This window comes from Lacrimispora amygdalina, from assembly GCF_003432035.1.
GTDB lineage: Bacteria > Bacillota > Clostridia > Lachnospirales > Lachnospiraceae > Lacrimispora > Lacrimispora amygdalina.
The window spans coordinates 51,970-75,011 of record NZ_QOHO01000011.1 but is presented as its reverse complement, the minus strand read 5'-3'; the positions used below and the strand labels follow the sequence as shown (position 1 = coordinate 75,011).

Here is a 23,042-nt window from a genome sequence, read left to right as displayed (position 1 = left end):
TGTAAGTGGCTTATGCTTTGTATTTTTTCAGCAGCTGCTGAATCTTATCCGTAGAGGATAATGCTGTACTGATGGAAACATCGTGGTTTAAGGAATTTACAATTGCAGCAATATACTTGCTGATGTCGGCTTCTACATACCACTCTCTGTTAAACAGTTCTTTGGGACGGTAATTTAAGTTGGTAGTTACAACTCTGTCAATGTATCCTTTGCTGTAAAAATCATCAAATTTTTCAAGGCCATTGGTGAACAGTCCGAAGGTACAGCATACAATCACCTTGTCCGCCCTGCGTTCCTTTAATTCCCTGGCAGTATCTAACATGCTTTCTCCGGAAGAAATCATATCATCTACGATCAGCACTGTTTTGCCTTCCACGGAAGCACCAAGAAACTCGTGGGCTACGATGGGGTTGCGTCCGCCTACAATTTTTGAATAATCTCTTCTCTTGTAGAACATACCCATATCTACACTTAAGTTATTTGCAAGGTATACGGCACGGTCCATGGCACCTTCATCGGGGCTTATAACCATCATGTGTTCTTTGTCAATCTTTAAATCAGGATATTGTCTTAATACAGCTTTAATAAACTGGTAAGTCGGCATAAAATTGTCAAAGCCGCTTAATGGGATGGCATTCTGCACTCTTGGATCATGGGCATCAAAGGTAATAATATTGCTTACTCCCATGTTCACCAGTTCTTCTAATGCCATTGCACAGTCAAGAGATTCCCGCTTGGTTCTCTTATGCTGGCGGCTTTCATATAGAAACGGCATAATTACGCTGACCCTGTGGGCGGTAGCTGTACATGCACCAAGAATACGCTTTAAATCCTGAAAATGATCGTCAGGAGACATGTGGTTTGTATATCCGTTCACTGTATAGGATATGCTGTAATTAGTGACATCCACCATTGCGAAAACATCGGTACCACGGACAGATTCCTTGACGATTCCTTTCGCTTCGCCGCTTCCAAAGCGAGGACACTCGCAGCTTAGAAGATAAGAGTCGATATCGTAGCCGCGGTAGTGAAGATCTGCCTCACGGCGCTTTAACTCCTCGATATCGTTTCTGCGAAAACCGACAATATGGTCATTTACCTTCCTGGCCAGTTCCCCGCAGCTTTCCAGCGCTGCGATCTTTAGGGGAGCAACAGGTAGCTGGTCGTTAAATACATAATCATTTGCCATGACAAAGATTCCTCCATAATAAATGAACAGCCAGTCGTAAGACTGCCTGTTTTATAATCTTACATCTTTTTATACCATTGAATGACAGAATGCGTCAATAGTCTTTGCAGTATTTCACTGAAAAAAACAAAAAACGCTTCCTTTACAAAGAGTGACAATCTTGTTATGATATAAAAGACAGCTGCAGAAAGGTAAAATAGAAATGAGCAAAAGAGGACATGTTATTAAAGCTGTAGACACCGGTTCTATTGCAGAAGAACTGGAACTGGAACCTGGAGATGAAGTCCTTTCCATCGATGGACATGAACTGGAAGACATCTTCGATTATGAGTATTACGTAAACAGTGAATCCATTCTTATGACCGTAAGGAAAAAAAACGGGGAAGAGTGGGAATTAGAAATAGAGAACCAATATGAAGATTTAGGACTTACCTTCGAGAACGGTCTGATGAGTGAGTACCGTACCTGCAGGAATAACTGCATTTTCTGCTTTATTGACCAGATGCCTCCCGGAATGAGGGATACCCTCTACTTTAAAGATGACGATTCCAGGCTTTCGTTCTTGCAGGGGAACTATGTCACCTTAACCAATATGAGCGAACACGATATTGAGCGGATCATAGAGTTTAAACTGGCACCTATTAATATATCCGTTCACACCACAAATCCTGAACTGAGATGCAAGATGCTTCATAACCGGTTTGCAGGTGAAGCTCTTGAAAAAATTGACCGTTTGTATGAGGCAGGGATATCCATGAACGGTCAGATCGTGCTCTGCAAAGGTGTGAATGACAAAGAAGAACTGGAACGGACCATAAGAGATTTATCGAAATATCTCCCTTATATGGAAAGTGTATCGGTGGTGCCGGTAGGGGTATCAAAATTCAGGGATGGATTATTCCCGCTAAGCCCTGTTACAAAAGAGGATGCCATATCCGTTCTGGAGATTGTGGAGCGGTGGCAGAAGACGCTTTATAAAGAGCATGGCTGTCATTTTATTCATGCAAGCGATGAGTTTTATATTCTGGCTGAGAGGAGTATGCCGGAAGAAACCCGGTATGACGGATACATTCAGCTGGAAAACGGTGTGGGTATGCTTCGGCTTTTAGAGACTGAGGTAAAAGAAGCCCTGAAAGAAGAAGGGGAAGATGATTCCGCAGAGGAGATTTCCATTGCAACAGGAACGCTTGCAGCACCTTTTATAGAGAACCATGCAAGGATGGTTTGCGATCAGTTTCCGGGGCGGACCGTTCATGTTTACCCAATCGTTAATCATTTCTTTGGCGAGCAGATTACGGTTGCCGGTTTAATTACCGGACAGGATTTAATCGCCCAGTTAAAAGGAAAACCTCTTGGTAGAAGACTTCTGCTTCCAGAGTGCATGTTTCGCAGCGGAGAAGAAGTGTTTCTTGACGACCTGACCCGTCAGGATGTACAAAATGCTTTACAAGTACAGGTAGATATTGTAAAATCAAGCGGTCAGGATTTCGTTTACGCTGTTTTAGGATACGCTGAGGAAAAGAAACCTTCTTATGACGGATATGAATTAAAGGAGATATAATATATGAGTAAACCAGTAGTTGCCATCGTAGGCCGCCCCAATGTGGGAAAGTCTACGCTGTTTAATGTTTTAGCCGGTGAGACTATTTCTATAGTAAAAGATACGCCGGGAGTAACCAGAGACCGTATTTATGCTGACTGTACCTGGCTGGATATGAATTTTACCCTGATCGATACAGGCGGAATTGAACCGGACAGCAGCGATATTATTCTTTCCCAGATGCGGGAACAGGCGGAAATCGCCATCGCTACTGCAGATGTCATTGTCTTTATTGTGGATGTACGTCAGGGTCTGGTAGATGCCGATTCAAAGGTTGCAGACATGCTTCGGAAATCAAAGAAACCAGTTGTCCTTGCAGTGAACAAGGTGGACAGTTTCCAGAAATTCGGCAATGATGTATATGAATTTTATAATCTGGGTATCGGAGATCCCATCCCTGTATCAGCAGCTTCCAGGCTGGGATTAGGTGATCTTCTTGACGAAGTTGCCAAGCATTTTGGCGCATTTCAGACAGAAGAGGAAGACGATGACCGTCCGAGAATCGCAATCGTTGGAAAGCCCAATGTGGGTAAATCTTCTATTATTAATCAGCTTTTGGGTGAAAACCGCGTTATTGTATCCAATATTGCAGGAACTACAAGAGATGCGGTAGATACGGAAATTGTCCATAATGGTACGGAATACGTATTTATTGATACGGCCGGACTTAGAAGAAAGAGTAAAATTAAAGAAGAACTGGAACGTTACAGCATTATCCGTACAGTGACAGCAGTAGAACGGGCCGATGTGGTGGTTGTGGTAATTGACGCGGAGGAAGGTGTTACCGAACAGGATGCCAAGATTGCAGGAATTGCCCATGAACGGGGAAAGGGAATCATTGTGGCTGTGAATAAGTGGGATGCCATTGAAAAAAATGACAAGACCATTTATGAATACACCAGGAAAATAAAAGATACCTTATCCTTTATGCCGTATGCGGAATTTATATTTATTTCCGCAAAGACCGGACAGAGAATGAATAAGCTTTTTGAACTGATTGATATGGTACGGGAGAATCAGACTCTGCGTGTTGCAACCGGAGTTTTAAACGAAATTATGACGGAAGCAGTTGCACTTCAGCAGCCGCCGTCTGATAAGGGCAAGCGTCTCCGCCTTTACTATATCACACAGGTAGCTGTGAAACCGCCGACGTTTGTTATCTTTATAAACGATAAAGAACTCACCCATTTCTCCTATACCAGGTATATAGAGAATAAGATCCGGGATGCGTTTGGTTTTAAGGGAACGTCCTTAAAGTTTATATATAGAGAGCGGAGCGGAAAGGAACAATAATTATGGAACGAATCATCTGCCTTATTGCAGGATACCTTTGCGGACTGTTGCAATCCGGTTATTTTTACGGTAAAACACATAAAATTGATATCAGAAAATACGGAAGCGGTAATTCCGGCACCACCAATGCACTCAGGGTCATGGGGCCTAAAGCGGGAGCAGTCGTCTTTTTCGGTGATTTTTTAAAGTCGCTTCTTCCCTGCCTGGCAATCCGCCTGGTGTTTCAAAATCAGCCGGAGATGATATATCTTCTGATCCTGTATACCGGTTTCGGTGTTATTCTGGGTCACAATTATCCGTTTTATCTGCAGTTTAAGGGGGGAAAGGGAATTGCCGCTACTGCAGGTCTTATTATGGCGTCTGATTTAAGAATGACCTTACTGTGCCTGATTTCTTTTATTTTAATCGTATTGATTACAAGATATGTATCTCTTGGTTCGCTGGTTGTAGCAACCATATTCCTTATCTGGATGTGTGTGTTCGCATCGATGGGTGCATATGGACTGAAGCAGGAACTTCTGCCGGAATTTTACATAGTTGCGGCTTTAATCTGCGGTCAGGCATTCTGGCGCCACAGGGCAAATATCGGCAGGCTGATCCATGGCAAAGAGAATAAAATATCCTTTGGATCAGGAAAAACAAAATGAGGTGAGTCGGATGGCTAAAATTGGAATCATCGGATCAGGAAGCTGGGGTATGGCATTATCAGTACTTCTATATAATAATGGACATGAGGTAGCGGTCTGGTCTGCTCTGCCGGATGAGATTAAAGAGATGGAGCAGACTCACCGGCATCATACGCTTCCGGAGCTGATACTTCCGGAAGATATGGTATTTACGCAAGATCTGGAAGAAGCTATGACAGGGAAAGATCTTTTAGTTACTGCAGTTCCTTCTGTCTACGTCAGGTCAACGGCGAAACGGATGAATCCATTCTGCCGCTATGGGCAGGTGGTTGTGAATGTGGCAAAAGGAATTGAAGAAACGACTTTGATGACTTTGTCTGAGATTCTGGAAGAGGAACTTCCTATGGCAGATGTTGCGGTATTATCCGGACCAAGTCATGCGGAGGAAGTGAGCAAGGGCCTTCCTACGACCTGTGTGGCAGGCGCCTCCACGAGAAAGACTGCCGAATACATTCAGAGCATCTTTATGAGCGAGGTATTCCGGGTTTATACAAGCCCGGATATTCAGGGAATTGAGCTTGGAGGTTCTTTAAAGAATGTCATTGCTCTGGCAGCTGGTATCGCAGACGGACTGGGATATGGAGATAATACAAAGGCTGCGCTGATCACCAGAGGCATTGCTGAAATATCAAGACTTGGCACTGCCATGGGAGGCAAGATTCAGACGTTTGGCGGTTTATCCGGAATCGGTGATTTAATTGTTACCTGTGCCAGCATGCACAGCCGGAACAGAAGAGCAGGAATTCTCATGGGCCAGGGAAAGTCCATGGAAGAAGCGACAAAAGAAGTGAAGATGGTTGTAGAGGGAATCTACTCTGCAAAAGCAGCACTGGCTTTATCGGAGAAATATGAGGTATCCATGCCTATCGTAGAACAGGTGAACGCAGTGCTGTTTGACGGCAAGTCAGCATCAGAAGCAGTGCGAGATTTGATGCTGCGGGATAAGACGATTGAAAGTTCTGATATTCCGTGGGAATAATCCAAAAGCTGACTTTATTTTATTTTTTTGAACCAAAATTAGTTGACATTTTTTAAAAGCCATTCTATTATAAAGACTATGTATACGTTACAACGTTAATGTGGCGTATATAAAATTGTTTCATGAGGAGGAATGGATTGTGAAAAAATCTATGAAAAAGTTACTGAGTCTTAGTTTGGCAATTGCCATGGCGGCATCTTTAACTGCCTGCGGAAGCGGAAAAGCTTCAGAGGGAACAACCGCAGCTGGAACAGAATCCAAGGGTGAGACACAGACCACCGCAGCCGGCGCAGCAGCAGGAGAGGGTACAATTAAGATCGGCGGAATCGGCCCTATCAGCGGAAGCACTGCTATTTACGGACAGGCCGTAAAGAATGGTGCAGAACTGGCAGTGAATGAGATTAATGCAAATGGCGGTATTAACGGCGCAAAGATCGAATTTAATTTCCAGGATGATGAAAATGATACGGAAAAATCAGTGAATGCTTACAATACCTTAAAAGACTGGGGTATGCAGTTACTGGTGGGAACTGTTACTTCTGCTCCCTGTATTGCAGTTGGTGCTGAGTCCAGCAACGATAACATGTTCCAGTTAACACCATCCGGATCTGCAGTAGACTGTACCAAGTTTGAAAATCAGTTCCGTGTATGTTTCTCAGATCCAAACCAGGGTGCAGCTTCAGCGCAGTATATCGGTGAAAACAAACTGGCTACCAAAGTAGCGGTTATTTATGACAGCTCTGATGTTTACTCATCCGGCATTCATGATAAATTTATTTCCGAAGCTGCAAATCAGGGCATTGAAATTGCAGCTGATGAAGCATTTACAGCAGACAACAACACGAACTTCTCTGTACAGCTTCAGAAAGCACAGGATTCCGGTGCAGAGCTTGTTTTCCTTCCTATCTACTATTCACAGGCAGCTTTAATTCTTGCCCAGGCAAAACAGATGGGATATGCACCTGCGTTCTTTGGCTGTGATGGTCTTGACGGACTTCTTACAGTAGAGAATTTCGATACAGCTCTTGCTGAGAATGTAATGCTTTTAACACCTTTTGCAGCTGATGCAAAGGATGATCTGACTCAAAAATTCGTAACCTCCTTCAAAGAGAAGTACGGTGAGACTCCAAACCAGTTTGCGGCAGATGCTTACGATGCAGTTTATGCAGTGAAAGCAGCAGCTGAAAAAGCAGGCGTCACAGCAGATATGGATGCTTCTGCAATCTGCGATAAGTTAAAAACTGCAATGACCGAGATTTCCATCAACGGACTGACCGGTGAAAATATGAAGTGGACTGCAGACGGAGAGCCGGATAAGGCTCCTAAGGCAGTAAAGATTGTAAACGGCGTTTATACAGCAATGTAATATGACCCGCTGGAGGGCCGTCCAAGGGACGACCCTCTTCTTTGATATAATTTTCTTTAATAAAGACGAATGAGGTGCGTTGGTATGATGAGTTTCATATCCTATTTTATTAATGGTTTAAGCCTTGGCAGTGTTTATGCAATCATTGCTCTTGGTTATACCATGGTATATGGCATTGCCAAGATGCTTAACTTTGCACATGGTGATGTTATTATGATTGGAGGATACGTGGTGTTCACAGTTGTCAGCACAATGGGCTTAGGTCCTGTTGCGGGCATTCTCCTTGCGGTTATTCTATGTACTGTACTGGGCGTGGTCATTGAGGGCGTCGCTTATCGTCCTTTACGTATGGCAAGTCCTCTGGCAGTTCTGATTACGGCAATCGGTGTGAGCTACCTGCTTCAAAACATCGCACTGCTTGTCTTTGGTTCCAATCCAAAATCCTTTACTTCTGTTGTAACAATTCCGGCATTAAAGCTGGCAGAAGGAAAGCTGACGATCTCAGGAGAAACGATCGTTACAATTATCAGCTGTGTTATTATTATGATTGGACTGACTGCGTTCATTAAGAAGACAAGAGCAGGACAGGCCATGCTCGCTGTGTCAGAAGACAAGGGAGCGGCCCAGCTGATGGGAATTAATGTAGATGGTACCATTGCGCTTACCTTTGCAATTGGTTCTGCTCTGGCTGCGATTGCAGGAGCACTTCTCTGCTCTGCATACCCCACACTTACCCCATATACCGGTTCCATGCCTGGAATTAAGGCATTCGTTGCTGCTGTATTTGGAGGAATTGGTTCGATTCCGGGGGCGTTAATCGGAGGCCTGCTTCTGGGCGTTATTGAAAACTTAAGCAAAGCTTACATTTCATCCCAGCTTTCCGATGCTATTGTTTTCGCAGTTCTCATCGTTGTCCTTCTTGTGAAGCCTACCGGTATTCTCGGCAAGAAGATCAATGAGAAAGTATAGGTGGACGGAATGGAAAAAAGTACAGCTAAAAAGATTCATATCGATAAAACGTTAAAAACCAACTTAATTACTTACGGCATTGTGATTGCAGCATTTATCATCGTGCAGCTGTTAATTTCTGCCGGACAGGTCAGCAGTCTGATGAAGGGACTTTTAGTGCCTCTTTGTATTTATAGTATCATGGCCATATCCTTAAATCTGACTGTAGGCATTTTGGGAGAATTAAGTCTTGGACACGCTGGTTTTATGTGCATGGGAGCATTTTCCAGTTCCATTTTCTCTATTTCCATGATGGATGCGTTACCTAACGCAGGAATCCGCTTTTTCCTGGCCATTCTTGTGGGAGCTGCCGCAGCCGCAGCAGCAGGCATCGTTGTGGGAATCCCTGTATTAAGGCTCAGGGGTGATTATCTGGCAATTGTAACGCTGGCATTCGGTGAGATTATTAAGAACGTTGTGAATGTACTTTATCTTGGAAAGGATTCAAACGGATTTCATTTCTCTATGAAGAATGCCATGGCACTTAATATGGAGAAAAGCGGAACGGTGATTTTAAATGGTGCACAGGGTATTACCGGCACACCTAAAAACTCCACCTTTGCCATCGGTGTGATTCTGACTTTGATTACGCTGCTCATTGTACTCAATCTGATCAATTCCAGATCCGGACGTGCGATTATGTCTGTCCGTGATAACAGAATTGCAGCAGAGTCCATTGGTATTAATATAACCAAGTATAAACTTATGGCATTTACCATATCTGCCTCCCTTGCAGGTGTTGCAGGTGTTTTATATTCACATAACCTTTCTTCCCTGACAGCCACTCAGAAGAATTTTGGCTACAACCAGTCCATTATGATTCTTGTGTTTGTGGTACTTGGAGGAATCGGAAACATCCGGGGCTCCATGATTGCGGCGGTCTTATTGACCCTGCTTCCAGAGCTTTTAAGAGGTTTAAATGCTTATCGTATGCTGATTTATGCCATCATCCTGATTGTCATGATGATATTTAACTGGAGTCCGAAGCTGATCGATTTCAGAAAACGTTATTTTCATTTGAACAGGGCTAAGAAGGAGAGGGTATAATCATGGCTTTACTGGAAATTAAAAACCTTGGAATTTCATTTGGCGGTCTTCGGGCTGTAGATAATTTCAGCATCACCATTGAAAAGGGACAGCTTTACGGTCTGATTGGTCCAAACGGTGCGGGAAAAACCACGATTTTTAACCTTTTGACCGGTGTTTATAAACCCAATGCCGGAACGATCCTCTTAGACGGAGATAATATAACTGGGAAGAAAACTGTGGATATCAACCGGGCCGGAATAGCAAGAACGTTCCAGAACATACGTCTTTTTAAAGACTTAACTGTTCTGGATAATGTTAAAACCGGTCTTCACAACAGTCATCCTTATTCCACCGTTGCGGGAATCTTAAGGCTTCCCCAATATTTTAAAGTTGAAAAGGAGATGGATGAGAAAGCGGTAGAACTTCTAAAGGTCTTTGATCTGGATAAGGAGAAGGATACCCTTGCGTCCAATCTGCCATATGGTAAGCAGCGAAAGCTTGAGATAGCGAGAGCGCTTGCCACTGGTCCAAAGCTCCTGCTTCTTGATGAGCCGGCGGCTGGTATGAATCCCAATGAGACAGCCGAACTTATGGATACCATACGTTTCGTACGGGATAATTTTGATATGACCATTCTTTTAATAGAACACGATATGAAGCTTGTCTCCGGGATTTGTGAGCGTTTGACGGTGCTGAATTTCGGTCAGGTGCTTACCCAGGGTAAAACAGCGGATGTGCTTCATGATCCGGAAGTCATCAAGGCATATCTGGGAGAATAAGGAGGCTTTCAACATGGCAATACTTGAAGTGAAAAATCTGGAAGTATATTATGGCGTCATTAAGGCGTTAAAAGATATTTCCTTTGAAGTAAAGGAAGGGGAGATCGTTGCACTGATCGGTGCCAACGGCGCTGGTAAGACAACCACTCTTCATACAATAACAGGTCTGATCAAATCATCATCCGGCAGCATACAGTTTGATGGACACGATATTACCAAAATCAGAGGAGATAAAATCGTAGGTATGGGCATGGCCCATGTTCCGGAAGGAAGAAGGGTTTTTGCAGCTTTAAGTGTGTATGAGAATTTAAAGCTTGGTGCCTATACAAGAAGAGACAAAAATGAAATAGAAGAAACTCTTCAGATGATTTATAAACGTTTCCCCAGACTCCTGGAAAGAAAGAACCAGCCTGCCGGTACATTAAGCGGAGGGGAACAGCAGATGCTTGCCATGGGGCGTGCGCTCATGAGCCACCCCAAGGTAATTGTACTTGATGAGCCGTCTATGGGACTTTCCCCTATTTATGTGAATGAAATCTTTGATATTATTCAGGAAATCAACAAGTCCGGTACAACGGTTCTTTTGGTGGAACAGAATGCAAAGAAGGCATTATCCATTGCAAACAGGGCTTATGTTTTAGAAACCGGCTCCATTGTGCTGAGCGGTGATGCCAAAGAACTGATGAATGATGATTCTGTAAAGAAGGCATATTTAAGCGAATAAAGAACAGATTGAAACAGATACTGCAGCATGGACTTGCTGACTGCGGTATCTGTTTTTGTCTCCCGGAGAAAAGTTTGTCCAAAACATCAGGAAAGCAGTGCCTGATTATGGTAAGATAGCATTCGGAATAAAAAATGAAAGGAGGCAGGATATGTACTGGGTGCTTATGAAGTGCTGCTTTCGTCAGCAAATTCAGTATAAATTTAATCTGCTTTTTCAGATTATGGGTGACTGGCTTGCTGTTTACATAAAAATCTGTATCTGGCAGGCGGTTCTTAATTCGGGCGGAATAAAGAATATTAGCTTTAAAACTATGGTTTCCTATTCGGTGATAGCTGCCATGGTAAACGGTTTGCTGCGTTCCCAGATAGCCGAGGAACTGGCGGATCGTTTTCGGACAGGAATGATTGCGATTGATTTTATCCGCCCCATTTCTCTAAAATGGTATTACTTCTTTGGACAGTTAGGAGAGAATTTGTATCATGTTTTGTTTGAAGGGATCTTCATTGCTGCAGTGTCATTTTTTCTATGGAAACTGCCTGTCCCGGGTCCTGGGACTGTTTTGATTTTCTTTATCAGTCTGTCTTTTGGGATTTTAATTATGTTTTCGATCCAATATACCATAGGATTACTGGTCTTCTGGATGAAAGATGGTACCTATACACGCATGACGGCAGATGCATTGTTTCTTCTTTTTTCCGGAATCGATATTCCTCTCTGGTTTTATCCTGACTGGCTGAAGTCATTTTGTGAGTTCCTTCCCTTTTCCTATGTAGCATATAAGCCGGTTGCCATATGGCTTGGAATGCAGGAAGCAGACCAGTGGCAGAAAATATTGCTCATTCAGTTTTTCTGGGTTCTCATACTTTTTATGGCAGAGCGGCTGATATGGAAGCGGATTCAAAGCGGTATAGAAATACAGGGAGGTTGAAAGATTATGTTTGGTCTGTATGGAGCATTTGCTAAAGTTGCTTTTCTGACACAGCTGGAATACAGGGGCCAGTATTTTATGCGGCTGACTGCTAAAATACTGGGCTGGTCTTCCGGTTTTATCCTGCTTGTCATTCTGCTTAAAAAAGTGGGACCTGTGGCGGGATGGGGATTATATGAGATTCTTCTTTTATACGCCTTTGACGTTCTCTCTTATTCCATAGCGGGTACATTTTTTATGGGAGGTTTTGGCAAGCTGCCCACGCTGATTCGCAGCGGAGAGCTTGACGAAATTTTAACAAAGCCGGTGAATCCTCTTATTTATCTGATCTGTACGAAAGTAAGCGCAGGATATACCAGCAATTATGTGATAGCAGGGGCAATAATAGGAATCAGCCTGCACAAACTGGGAATCTCTCTGTCATTTAATCAGATAGTATGGCTGATCCTTGATATAACCGGCGCTGCGTTAATACAGGCTGCCGGATTTATGGTAACAACAGTACCTGCTTTCTGGTTCCTGAAAAGCGATGGCCTGTATCGGCTTTTTTACAAGAATTTGACCTGCTTTCTTCAATATCCTCTTACGATTTATCATAGCGGCATCCGTTTTTTGCTGACATTTCTACTGCCTTATGGATTTATTAATTTTTATCCTGTCCAGTTTTTTATTAACAGACAGGAGGGAATGCTGTCACCGTTATTTTTGTTTCTCACACCTTTTGTGGGAGCTTTTGTTTTCTTTACTGCCTACAGCTTTTGGCAAAAGGGGCTTCATGCATACCAGAGTACTGGATCGTAAATCAAGAGCGGAGGGAAATTATGTCTTACATAACAGTTGATCATGTAACCAGAGAATTTAAGAGTTTTAAACGTCCTGAGGGATTAAAAAATGCTCTTTCTTCTTTATTAAACCGCAGCTATGAGGTCAGAAAAGCAGTGGATGATTTATCGTTTACTGTAGAGAAAGGGGAACTGGTTGGATACATCGGACCGAATGGAGCAGGGAAATCCACGACGATAAAAATGCTGACGGGAATCATTACGCCTACTTGCGGGTCAATAAAAACCGGAGGAATTATCCCATGGGAAAACAGAAAAGAAAATGCAAGGCACATCGGTGTTGTTTTTGGTCAGAGATCCCAGCTCAACTGGGACCTTCCCATGGAAGACACTTTTGAACTGTACCGGAGAATGTATGGAACTGAAAAAGTCCGGTTTCAAAGAAATACGGAGATGTTCACGGAACTCTTAGAGATGCAGTCTTTTTTAAATAAGCCGGTCCGGCAATTAAGCCTTGGACAGAAAATGAGGGCAGAACTGGCGATTGCCCTTTTGCACGATCCTGATATTCTGTATCTGGACGAACCGACCATCGGACTTGATGTGGTGGTAAAGGATAAAATAAGAAAATTTGTAAGAGAGTTAAACCGTGAAAAAAAGACAACGGTAATTCTTACAACTCATGATATGGCTGATATAGAAGAAATCTGCGACCGGATTATTATGATCGATCATGGTAAGCTGATGCTTGATCAGCCGGTTGTTTCGTTTAAGTCACAGGGAGCAGACCAGTATTATGCAGAGGTCACCTTCCGGTGCTGCAAAGAACCGTTATGCTTAGATGGTGTAGAGCTTATAAAAGAACTTCCTCTCTGCCATACCTACATCATAAATCCCAGACTCGTTTCCATGAACGTTTTGTTAAGCCGCATTTCGGAACTCTTTGAGGTTACGGATATTACAATAAAAAAACCAGAAATTGATGAAATCGTACGAAAAATATATACCTCTCAACCAGGAGAAACAAGTGGACAGTTATTATATTCTAAATGATGCAGTTCAATATGTGGAAGATCATATCAAAGAAACAATATCAGCAGAAGAGATTGCAGCTGCCTGTAATTATTCCGTTTCAAATTTAAAATACTTATTTCATAAGGTATTCCAGTATGGGATGATGGAGTATGTAAACAGAAGAAAGATTTCTGAGGCAGCATGCCGCCTTATAAAAACACAGGAATCGGTCTGCCAGGTAGCCTTTTATTACGGCTTCAGCTCCCAGGAAGTCTTTACCAGAGCCTTTTATAAAATATGGCAGGAGACTCCCGGCGTATACAGAAAGAAAAGACATTTTTTCGGACTTTATCCAAGACAGGAATTTATCTGCGATGAATGCGGTGTTTTCCGCAGAAGATATGATCTGACCGGTCTGGCAGAAGAATTAAATGCAAGAGACTGTTCCGCAGTTGTCTGTTTTGATATTGTCGGCATTAGGTTTATAAAAACCTGCTATGGGAAAGATGCGGGGGAGGCCGCCGCCTTACATGCGCTGCAGCGGCTGGAAGAATTCCTGGGCGGAGACTGTTCCATTTACCGGCTTGCAGGCGATAAGTTTGCGGTTAACTTAGGAGGAGCAGGATATTATTCTGCCAGAAACGAAACATTAAAAGTCCTTGAAGCGAATGGTACCTCTTTTACTTTTAAAGGTAATGAAATTTCCTTATCCATGTTTGCAGGAGTGTGTCAGATTACTGCCGGGGCAATAACGTCGAAACAGCTGTTTGATAGTTTGAATTTTACCATAGAAACGGCCCATAAACGGCTGTTCCGCAGCTTTACCGGTCCTGATGGATTTCAAACCCTCAAGCTTCGCTGCGATGATGCTTCCGGGCTTTACAAAGGTGAGGTCAGCCATGTTTACCGGGAATCCCATATGGGTATCCATGGATTTGCCTGTCGCATTCCCTGTGAAGAAACGAATTATTTCTTTTCTGTTGATGATGAAACAGAACCGGTTCGCTGGAAAACATCTGAAAATGAATATCATCTGTTTTTTCCTGATGGTGAGGACTGGTATCGGAAAACAGTTTTTACCAGCAGCAAGGAGGTGTTGCGGGATCATTATTATATCATCAGGAACTTACACCGTCAAAAGGATCAATGCCTTACATTTACCCTGCTGTATTTAGAAATCATGTGCTCTGCGGATGGCAGGGTGATAACACTGAATGGCGGTGAATTAAAAGAGGCGCTGCATGAGGGAATTATTTCAAAAAAAGAATACAGGAAAATAGTAAATACCGGAAAATCTATCCTTAACAGGATCGAAAAGAAAAGGGAATAATCTTTTCACCCCCGCATATAGTGTAACAGCACAGAAGGGGGAATCTTTATGGACAATTATAACGTATACAATGATATCAAAGCCCGGACCAACGGAGAAATCTACATTGGAGTGGTTGGCCCCGTCAGAACAGGAAAGTCCACCTTTATCAAGCGTTTTATGGAATTGATGGTACTGCCGGGCATGGAAGACGAACACCAGAAAACTCAGACAAGGGACGAACTGCCTCAGAGCGCAGCCGGAAAGACCATTATGACGACGGAACCTAAATTTATTCCCAAAGAGGCCGCAACCATCCGGCTGGGAGATGAGATTGAGACCAAGGTCCGCCTCATCGACTGCGTTGGCTTTATGGTGGACGGCGCAGCGGGGCATATTGAAAATGAGGAAGAGCGTCTGGTAAAAACACCCTGGTTTGATTATGAGATTCCATTTACGAAAGCGGCGGAAATCGGTACGAGAAAAGTAATCAATGATCATTCCACCATCGGTGTCGTTGTTACAACAGACGGTTCCATCGGTGAACTGAAGCGTCCCAATTACATAGCTGCAGAAGAGCGCACCGTCCAGGAGCTTAAGAATCTTGGTAAACCATTTCTTATTCTTTTAAATTCTGCAAAACCATACTCGGATGAAACCGTTGCCCTGGCAAAGGATATGAATGTGAAGTATGGTGTTACGGTTATGCCCATTAACTGTGAGCAGTTAAAGAAAGAAGATGTGGGAAACATTCTGGAGCGTGTATTAAAGGAATTCCCTGTAACGGAAATGGATTTTTACATTCCCAAATGGCTTGAAATACTCCCTGCCACACACTGGCTGAAGGCTCAGGTGATTCAGGCAGCCAAGGACATGGTAAAAAAGGTCACCCAGATGAAAGATGTATCTGCCGGTTTATTTAACGGGGAAACAGAGAGCATCCGCGGGGTGAAGGTTCAGAATATGAACATGGCAGACGGAAGCGTATCCGTTGACATGGATGTGGATGACAGCTTCTATTATCAGATTTTAAGCGATTACGTAGGAATCCCGATTGAAGGGGAATATCAGCTGATGCAGACATTGAGCGAGCTGGCAAAAATGAAAAAGGAATATGAAAAGGTCAATCAGGCCATGAGCCAGGTCAGAATGAAAGGTTATGGCGTAGTGACTCCGGAACGTTCTGAAATCATGCTTGATGAGCCGGAAGTAATTAAACACGGGAATAAGTATGGTGTAAAAATGCGTGCGGAGGCCCCCTCCATTAACTTAATTAAAGCCCATATTCAGACAGAAATCGCTCCTATCGTAGGAAGTGAACAGCAGGCAGAAGATTTAATTGCCTATATAAAGGAAAATGCCAGAGAAAGCGAAGAAGGTATCTGGAATACCAATATCTTTGGTAAATCCATTGAACAGATTGTGGAAGACGGAATTCAGACCAAAATATCGCAGCTTACGGATGACTGTCAGATGAAGCTGCAGGACACCCTCCAAAAAATAATTAACGATAGTAATGGCGGTATGATTTGCATTATTATCTAAATTAATGGTATAATAGGAAAAACAAATACAAAAGGAGGGCTTTTATGAAATTGACGTTCATCGGCGCAGCCCACGAGGTAACCGGAAGCTGTCATTATCTGGAAGCATCAGGTTTAAGGATTCTTGTGGACTGCGGAATGGAGCAGGGGATTGACCGGTTTGAAAATGCCAGCCTGCCCGTCAGCTACGCCCAGATTGATTATGTGCTTCTGACTCACGCCCACATTGACCATGCAGGACTGCTTCCTTTTATCTATGCCAGAGGCTTCAGGGGAAACGTGATTTCTACGGACGCAACCGCTGATCTTTGCGCAATTATGCTTAAGGACAGTGCCCATATTCAGGAGTCTGAGGCAGAATGGAAAAACCGGAAAGCAAGGCGTGCCGGTCTTCCGGAAGAAGAGCCCCTCTACGGTATGAATGATGCCATGGGTGTATTGGAGTTGTTTCGGTCCTATCAGTATAATGAAAAAGTGGAACTGGAAGATGGCCTCACCATCCGATTTACCGATGTGGGTCATCTTCTTGGTTCCGCCTCCATCGAAACCTGGATCAGGGAAGAAAACTGTTCCAGGAAAATTGTTTTCTCCGGCGATATCGGCAATAAGAACAAGCCGCTGATCCGTGATCCACAGTACATAAAGGATGCGGATTATGTAGTGATGGAATGTACCTACGGGGATCGTCTTCACGGCAAAATACCGGATCATGTGAGCGTACTTGCGGACATTGTCCAAAGAACACTTGACAGGGGCGGTAATGTGGTGATTCCTGCTTTCGCAGTAGGAAGAACCCAGGAACTGCTTTATATGTTCCGGCGGATCAAGTCCGAAAACCGGATTACAGGTCATGATGGGTTTGATGTATATGTTGACAGCCCTCTTGCAGTTGAGGCTACTCAGGTTTTTAAAGACAATCTGGTAGACTGTTATGATGAAGAAACCAGGGAACTGGTTATGAAGGGAATTAATCCGATCTCATTCCCCGGTCTGAAGCTATCCGTCACCAGTGAAGATTCAAAAAACATCAATTTTAATTCAAAGCCCAAAGTAATTATATCGGCTGCAGGAATGTGCGATGCCGGACGGATCCGGCACCATTTAAAGCATAATCTGTGGCGCCCGGAGTGTACGATTGTCTTTACGGGCTATCAGTCCATAGGGACGCTTGGCAGAAGCCTGATCGATGGCAGCACCGATGTAAGGCTTTTTGGTGAAACCATTCAGGTGGAAGCCCATATTGAACAGATGGGTGGGATGAGTTCCCATGCAGATATGGAAGGATTGATTGCCTGGTTGAATGCATTTGAAGAAAAACCGCGACAAGTATTTCTGGTTCATGGCGATGATCTGGTCTGCAATTCCTTTGAACAGCTTTTAAAGAAAGAGTATGCTTACCAGGTAAGTGCGCCTTATTCCGGTTCCATATATGATCTTGCCCTAGGTAAATGGGTGGATGAGACAGAAGGAACCGCAGTGGTCAGAGCACCGGAAACCGCTAAAAAGCCTGTTGGTGTTTACGCCAGACTGTTTGCAGCAGGAGAACGGCTATTGCAGGTAATCCGCCATAATGAGGGCGGGGCCAATAAAGATCTTGCCAAATTTGCAGATCAGATTAATTCATTGTGTGATAAATGGGACAGATGAAAATAAGGAGAACATGAGAAATTGACAAAGGTACAACTATTTACAGACGGAGCTGCGAGAGGAAATCCTGACGGACCGGGAGGTTACGGTGCGATTTTGCAGTTTACAGATTCCAAGGGGCAGCTCCATGAAAAATCAATGTCTGCAGGATATGTGAAAACCACAAATAACCGCATGGAACTTATGGCAGCGATTGCAGGTCTGGAGGCTTTAACCAGACCCTGCCAGGTGGAGCTTTATTCGGATTCCAAATATCTAACGGATGCATTTAACCAGCGCTGGATTGATAACTGGGTGAAGAATGACTGGAAAAGGGGAAAGAGCGGCCCTGTAAAGAACATTGATTTGTGGGAGCGTCTGCTGAGGGCAAAACAGATGCACCAGGTAACCTTTCACTGGGTAAAAGGACATGCTGGTCATCCCATGAATGAAAGGTGTGATGTGCTGGCTACCAGTGCAGCTGACGGACATGATCTGCTTACAGATGAAGGCCTTTCCTGAAGAGAACAGTAAGTGGATAAAACTTACATATCTCTTACAATCTCTTACTAAATCCAGTTTCCTATTTTCTTTCTTTTTTATTTGTGATATGGTAATTTCATTAAATCATGTTAGGATGAAAAGTCATGAATAGAAACAGAGGAATTTGGATTGTAATAGGAAGTATACTGGTCATAGGTATATTGGTGACCTTTGCTACCTTCAGCTTTGTAAAGGGAAAAGACAGCACAACGAATTCTTCCGCAGTTTCGGGATACTCCGAAGACAGCCAGCTTTTAAAAGAAGAAAAAACAGGAAGCGGTTCTGTCAGGCAGATCTCTCCGGATATCATGATATCAAAAGAAACACAGAAGAAATCTGTTCCCGCTGAAACTGAAGCATCTGAAGATACATCCCAGTCAGAAGAGGATGACGAAAGTGCTGTATTACAGGATACCCAGGAGCCGATGATGAAAAGGGCGGTTTTATCTGAACCGGAAGCAGGGGCTGCAGGGGCTGCGGATACATACGGTGAAAGTGAAACACAGTCAGCCGCACCGGAACCTGTGATTACCCCAATTACTCCGGATTCCAAGGCCAAGACTGCCCAGGCGGCAGCGCCGTCTGAAGGCGCTGATTATTTCAGAAAGCATTTAAAGGAGCTGGATGCCCAGATTAAAAAGATGAGGGAGGATTCGGCTGATTCCAACACATATTCCATGAAAGCCCTGGCTGACAAAGAACTGAAGCTTTGGAACCGGGAGCAGAATTCGATATATGAAGCGATTTCTGAAACCCTGTCTGAAGATTTAAAAAGACAATTGGAAGCCTCCCAGCAGTCCTGGATTAAAGACAGGGACGTGAAAGCGGAAGAAGCTGCCAAAAAATACAGCGGGGGAACTTTGGAAGAACTTGAATACACCGCTTCTCTTGCTCAATCCACCAGAGAACGGGCTTACAGCCTGATCGAGGAATATGAGGAATACCTTACTCCATAGAAATGACGAAAAAGTGCGGTTTTTACCGTACTTTTTCATTTGTATGAAAAAAATTACAAATGAATATCTTGCTAAATAAAATCCCTTGTGATAGGATAATAAAATGAGCGATATTATAATAACTTTCGGGAGGAAAAAATAATGACAGCAATATTTGCAAGTTTCCTGGGAACCGCTATTAAATTCCTGTTTTTCCTGCTTATTTCCTGGGGCGGAATTGTATGCGGAAAGAAATACAGAGATTATAAAGATGCCGCCAGTGCCGCAGCTGGTGCGGATGAAACAAAATAACTAACGGAGGACAGTAACGTGAATAACTACGGTGTGAATGAACTGAGGAGAATGTACCTTGAATTCTTTGAGAGCAAGGGACATTTAGCGATGAAAAGCTTCTCCCTGGTTCCACATAATGATAACAGCTTGTTATTGATCAACTCGGGTATGGCACCCTTAAAACCATATTTTACTGGTCAGGAGATTCCTCCAAGAAGAAGGGTAACAACCTGCCAGAAGTGTATTAGAACCGGTGATATTGAGAATGTAGGCAAAACTGCCCGCCATGGAACATTTTTTGAAATGCTTGGCAACTTTTCATTTGGAGATTATTTCAAGAATGAAGCAATTCACTGGTCATGGGAATTTTTAACAGAAGTAGTCGGACTGGATCCGGACAGGCTGTATCCTTCCGTATATCTGGAAGATGATGAAGCCTTCGAAATCTGGAACAAAGATATCGGCATTGCACCGGAGCGTATATTCCGGTTTGGTAAGGAAGACAACTTCTGGGAGCACGGAGCAGGTCCATGCGGTCCATGTTCTGAGATCTATTATGACCGGGGTGAAAAATATGGCTGTAAGAAGCCTGGATGCACCGTAGGCTGTGACTGTGACCGTTACATGGAAGTGTGGAATAACGTATTTACGCAGTTTGAGAATGATGGTCAGGGCAATTATGCAGAATTAAAGCAGAAGAATATTGATACAGGCATGGGTCTGGAGCGTCTTGCAGTGGTTGTGCAGGATGTGGATTCCATTTTTGATGTAGATACGATTAAGGCACTTTTAAACCGCGTTGCAAAGCTGGCCAATACGGAATATAAAAAGGATGCAGAGGTTGATGTATCACTTCGCCTCATCGCCGATCATATCCGTTCTTGTACCTTTATGATTTCCGATGGAATTATGCCGTCGAATGAAGGCAGAGGCTATGTTCTGCGCCGTCTTTTAAGAAGGGCTGCCCGTCATGGAAGGCTTCTTGGAATCGAAGGTAAATTCCTTGCGGATTTATCCACAACTGTCATTGAACTTTCAAAGGATGGTTATCCGGAACTGGAAGAGAAGAAAGCCATGATATTAAAGGTCCTTACTCAGGAAGAGGATAAGTTTAATAAAACCATTGATCAGGGCCTTGCCATTTTAAATGAACTGGAAGAAGATATGGTGAAAAAAGGCAGCAGGATTCTGACTGGTGAGGATGCCTTTAAGCTGTATGATACCTACGGATTCCCTCTTGACTTAACTCTTGAGATTCTGGAAGAAAAACAGTTTGGTGTGGACGAAGAAGGCTTTAAGGCAGCCATGCAAAAACAGCGTGAAACAGCCAGAAATGCCAGAAAGACCACGAATTATATGGGCGCGGATGTTACGGTTTACCAGTCTATTGATCCGTCCCTCACAACGGAGTTTACAGGCTATGACAGTTTAATCTGTGATACTGTGATCACTGCGCTTACCAGTGAGAGCGATCTGGTGGAAGCCCTGACAGATGGAGAGACCGGAACGATTGTAACGGAAAAAACCTCCTTTTATGGAACCATGGGCGGTCAGCAGGGTGATACGGGTATGATTATCTGTAAAACCGGAGAATTTAAAGTTGAGGATACCATTCACCTACAGGGCGGAAAAGTCGGTCATGTGGGAAAGGTTGTAAAAGGTATGCTGCAGACCGGTGATCAGGTAACCTGTAAGGTCTGTGAGAAAAACCGCCAGAATACAGGCAAAAACCACAGTGCCACCCATCTTCTCCAGAAAGCATTGAGGACTGTGCTTGGCAGCCATGTAGAGCAGGCAGGATCATTCGTTGATGGTGACAGACTCCGTTTCGACTTTACTCATTTTTCCGCTTTAACACCGGAAGAGATTGATCAGGTAGAAACTCTTGTTAATGAAAAAATCAAAGAATCCCTCCCGGTACAGACAGAGATTATGTCTCTTGAGGAAGCTAAAAAGTCTGGCGCCATGGCATTATTTGGTGAAAAATACGGAGACAGTGTCCGCGTAGTAAAAATGGGTGATTTCTCCACAGAACTTTGCGGAGGTACTCATATTTCCAATACAGGCGTCATCGGATCCTTTAAGATCCTTTCTGAGGCTGGTATTGCAGCCGGCGTACGCAGAATTGAGGCATTAACCGGTGACGGATTAATGAATTATTATAAAGAAACAGAAGCAGCTTTTCATGAAGCAGCAAAGGCAGCAAAAACCACACCTGCTTCCCTGACTGCAAAGATAGAATCTCTCCTTGAGGAGATAAAGACTCTTCACTCTGAAAATGAGAAGTTAAAGAGTAAGCTGGCCAAAGATTCTCTTGGCGATGTTATGGATCAGGTGACAGAAGTAAAGGGCATGAAAGTTCTGGCTGTAAAAGTTCAGGATGTGGATATGAACGGTCTTCGAAACTTAGGTGACCAGTTAAAAGACAAACTGGGGGAAGGCGTAATCGTAATCGCATCTGTACAGGATGAAAAGGTCAATTTAATGGCTGCCGTTACCGATGAAGCTCAGAAAAAAGGAGCTCATGCAGGCAACTTGATTAAGGCCATTGCTTCCCTTGTGGGAGGAGGCGGCGGCGGACGTCCAAACATGGCTCAGGCTGGCGGTAAGAATCCGGCAGGAGTAGATGCGTGCTTATCTAAAGTGGCAGAAGTTGTGGGTGAACAGCTGAAATAATTACTGTAATAATTGAAAAATAATAAAAAATTTTTCTTGACGTATGGCAAAATTATGCTATAATCATATCAGTGCTATAAAATACCCAAACAGTTGTATTATGCACAAGTACACAACTGGAGGGAGGTTAGGTGTGAGCTATGTCAAATGTAATCGTTAAAGACAACGAGAGCTTAGATAGCGCTTTACGCAGATTCAAAAGAAACTGTGCAAAAGCAGGTATCCAGCAGGAAATTCGTAAGAGAGAGCATTACGAAAAGCCAAGCGTAAGACGTAAGAAAAAGTCTGAAGCTGCAAGAAAACGTAAATATAACTAATTCTTAAAAGATGAATCCCTGGTCTCTTTTTTGTGACCAGGGGTTTTTTCGTCTTTTTACGCGCTATAGAATTTTCCATATTATAATTGCATATAGTAGAAAAGAAGAGATCAGAGAAAGGCGATAAAAGTTATGCTGGAGGAAACAAAAGTAAAAGCAGCTTCCGCCTTAAAACTTCCAAAGGATGTGGTTCTTGGAGAAGTGCTTGTATCGTTTCTGGGCCGCCATAGTGTTGTGATCGAAAATTACAGAAGCATCATTTTATATACGGACTGTTTAATCAAGATTCAGGCAAAAAACTGCCGGGTTATCATAGGAGGCAGCCGTCTTATGATTGAGTATTACACCAATGAGGAGATGAAAATCAACGGTTACATTAAATCCCTGGAATTTGATTAAACTGGGAATAATGGAGGTG

The 23,042-nt window shown here is 43.4% G+C and carries 22 protein-coding genes; 21 read left to right on the top strand and 1 reads right to left on the bottom strand.

Annotated elements, in window-relative coordinates; translation table 11 throughout:
* Positions 1 to 10: 10 nt before the first annotated feature.
* Complete coding sequence (locus tag DS742_RS02900) at positions 11 to 1,189, bottom strand: ribose-phosphate pyrophosphokinase (protein WP_117415528.1); 1,179 nt, start codon at positions 1,187 to 1,189, stop codon at positions 11 to 13.
* Positions 1,190 to 1,391: 202 nt separating this feature from the next.
* Between DS742_RS02900 and DS742_RS02895 the strand changes: the two genes are divergently transcribed.
* The 21 genes from DS742_RS02895 (at position 1,392) to DS742_RS02800 (ending at position 23,023) form a co-directional block, all read left to right on the top strand.
* Positions 1,392 to 2,750, top strand: a complete 1,359-nt coding sequence (locus DS742_RS02895) for a DUF512 domain-containing protein (protein WP_117415527.1) — start codon at positions 1,392 to 1,394, stop codon at positions 2,748 to 2,750.
* A 3-nt stretch (positions 2,751 to 2,753) separates the two neighbouring features.
* On the top strand, positions 2,754 to 4,082 hold the full coding sequence (gene der, locus DS742_RS02890; protein WP_117415526.1) for a ribosome biogenesis GTPase Der: 1,329 nt from the start codon (positions 2,754 to 2,756) through the stop codon (positions 4,080 to 4,082).
* Between the two features lie 2 nt (positions 4,083 to 4,084).
* Positions 4,085 to 4,729: a glycerol-3-phosphate 1-O-acyltransferase PlsY gene (plsY, locus tag DS742_RS02885; protein WP_117415525.1), complete on the top strand. Its 645-nt coding sequence runs from the start codon at positions 4,085 to 4,087 to the stop codon at positions 4,727 to 4,729.
* Between the two features lie 10 nt (positions 4,730 to 4,739).
* Positions 4,740 to 5,747 (top strand): NAD(P)H-dependent glycerol-3-phosphate dehydrogenase, encoded by a 1,008-nt coding sequence (locus DS742_RS02880; RefSeq protein WP_117415580.1) that lies wholly within the window; start codon positions 4,740 to 4,742, stop codon positions 5,745 to 5,747.
* 151 nt (positions 5,748 to 5,898) lie between these two features.
* Positions 5,899 to 7,113, top strand: coding sequence for an ABC transporter substrate-binding protein (locus DS742_RS02875; protein ID WP_117415579.1), 1,215 nt, complete (start codon positions 5,899 to 5,901; stop codon positions 7,111 to 7,113).
* Positions 7,114 to 7,200: 87 nt separating this feature from the next.
* Positions 7,201 to 8,082, top strand: a complete 882-nt coding sequence (locus DS742_RS02870) for a branched-chain amino acid ABC transporter permease (RefSeq protein WP_117415578.1) — start codon at positions 7,201 to 7,203, stop codon at positions 8,080 to 8,082.
* A gap of 9 nt (positions 8,083 to 8,091) precedes the next feature.
* Positions 8,092 to 9,168 carry a branched-chain amino acid ABC transporter permease gene (locus DS742_RS02865; protein WP_117415577.1) on the top strand — a complete coding sequence of 359 codons (1,077 nt, stop codon included), beginning with the start codon at positions 8,092 to 8,094 and terminating at the stop codon, positions 9,166 to 9,168.
* 2 nt (positions 9,169 to 9,170) lie between these two features.
* Complete coding sequence (locus DS742_RS02860) at positions 9,171 to 9,929, top strand: ABC transporter ATP-binding protein (protein ID WP_117415524.1); 759 nt, start codon at positions 9,171 to 9,173, stop codon at positions 9,927 to 9,929.
* A gap of 13 nt (positions 9,930 to 9,942) precedes the next feature.
* Complete coding sequence (locus DS742_RS02855) at positions 9,943 to 10,653, top strand: ABC transporter ATP-binding protein (protein ID WP_117415523.1); 711 nt, start codon at positions 9,943 to 9,945, stop codon at positions 10,651 to 10,653.
* 151 nt (positions 10,654 to 10,804) lie between these two features.
* Positions 10,805 to 11,584 (top strand): ABC transporter permease, encoded by a 780-nt coding sequence (locus tag DS742_RS02850; protein WP_117415522.1) that lies wholly within the window; start codon positions 10,805 to 10,807, stop codon positions 11,582 to 11,584.
* Positions 11,585 to 11,590: 6 nt separating this feature from the next.
* Positions 11,591 to 12,385: an ABC transporter permease gene (locus DS742_RS02845; protein ID WP_117415521.1), complete on the top strand. Its 795-nt coding sequence runs from the start codon at positions 11,591 to 11,593 to the stop codon at positions 12,383 to 12,385.
* Positions 12,386 to 12,405: 20 nt separating this feature from the next.
* Positions 12,406 to 13,419: an ABC transporter ATP-binding protein gene (locus DS742_RS02840; RefSeq protein WP_117415520.1), complete on the top strand. Its 1,014-nt coding sequence runs from the start codon at positions 12,406 to 12,408 to the stop codon at positions 13,417 to 13,419.
* On the top strand, positions 13,394 to 14,710 hold the full coding sequence (locus DS742_RS02835; protein WP_170313343.1) for a helix-turn-helix domain-containing protein: 1,317 nt from the start codon (positions 13,394 to 13,396) through the stop codon (positions 14,708 to 14,710). Before DS742_RS02840 ends, DS742_RS02835 begins: the two co-directional genes overlap by 26 nt.
* A 48-nt stretch (positions 14,711 to 14,758) precedes the next feature.
* The gene (gene spoIVA, locus DS742_RS02830) at positions 14,759 to 16,234 is read left to right on the top strand and encodes a stage IV sporulation protein A (protein ID WP_117415518.1); all 1,476 of its coding nucleotides are present in this window, start codon (positions 14,759 to 14,761) and stop codon (positions 16,232 to 16,234) included.
* Positions 16,235 to 16,278: 44 nt separating this feature from the next.
* Positions 16,279 to 17,880, top strand: coding sequence for an MBL fold metallo-hydrolase RNA specificity domain-containing protein (locus DS742_RS02825; protein WP_117415517.1), 1,602 nt, complete (start codon positions 16,279 to 16,281; stop codon positions 17,878 to 17,880).
* Between the two features lie 21 nt (positions 17,881 to 17,901).
* Complete coding sequence (rnhA, locus tag DS742_RS02820; protein WP_117415516.1) at positions 17,902 to 18,381, top strand: ribonuclease HI; 480 nt, start codon at positions 17,902 to 17,904, stop codon at positions 18,379 to 18,381.
* Between the two features lie 125 nt (positions 18,382 to 18,506).
* Positions 18,507 to 19,358 carry a lysozyme inhibitor LprI family protein gene (locus DS742_RS02815; RefSeq protein WP_117415515.1) on the top strand — a complete coding sequence of 284 codons (852 nt, stop codon included), beginning with the start codon at positions 18,507 to 18,509 and terminating at the stop codon, positions 19,356 to 19,358.
* A 141-nt stretch (positions 19,359 to 19,499) separates the two neighbouring features.
* Positions 19,500 to 19,649, top strand: coding sequence for a hypothetical protein (locus DS742_RS28685; RefSeq protein ID WP_170313342.1), 150 nt, complete (start codon positions 19,500 to 19,502; stop codon positions 19,647 to 19,649).
* Positions 19,650 to 19,700: 51 nt separating this feature from the next.
* The gene (gene alaS, locus DS742_RS02810) at positions 19,701 to 22,307 is read left to right on the top strand and encodes an alanine--tRNA ligase (RefSeq protein ID WP_242996373.1); all 2,607 of its coding nucleotides are present in this window, start codon (positions 19,701 to 19,703) and stop codon (positions 22,305 to 22,307) included.
* 140 nt (positions 22,308 to 22,447) lie between these two features.
* On the top strand, positions 22,448 to 22,624 hold the full coding sequence (gene rpsU, locus DS742_RS02805) for a 30S ribosomal protein S21 (RefSeq protein WP_003504099.1): 177 nt from the start codon (positions 22,448 to 22,450) through the stop codon (positions 22,622 to 22,624).
* Positions 22,625 to 22,756: 132 nt separating this feature from the next.
* A complete protein-coding gene (locus tag DS742_RS02800) occupies positions 22,757 to 23,023 on the top strand; it encodes a YabP/YqfC family sporulation protein (RefSeq protein WP_117415513.1) in 267 nt (88 codons plus the stop codon).
* Positions 23,024 to 23,042 lie beyond the last annotated feature (19 nt).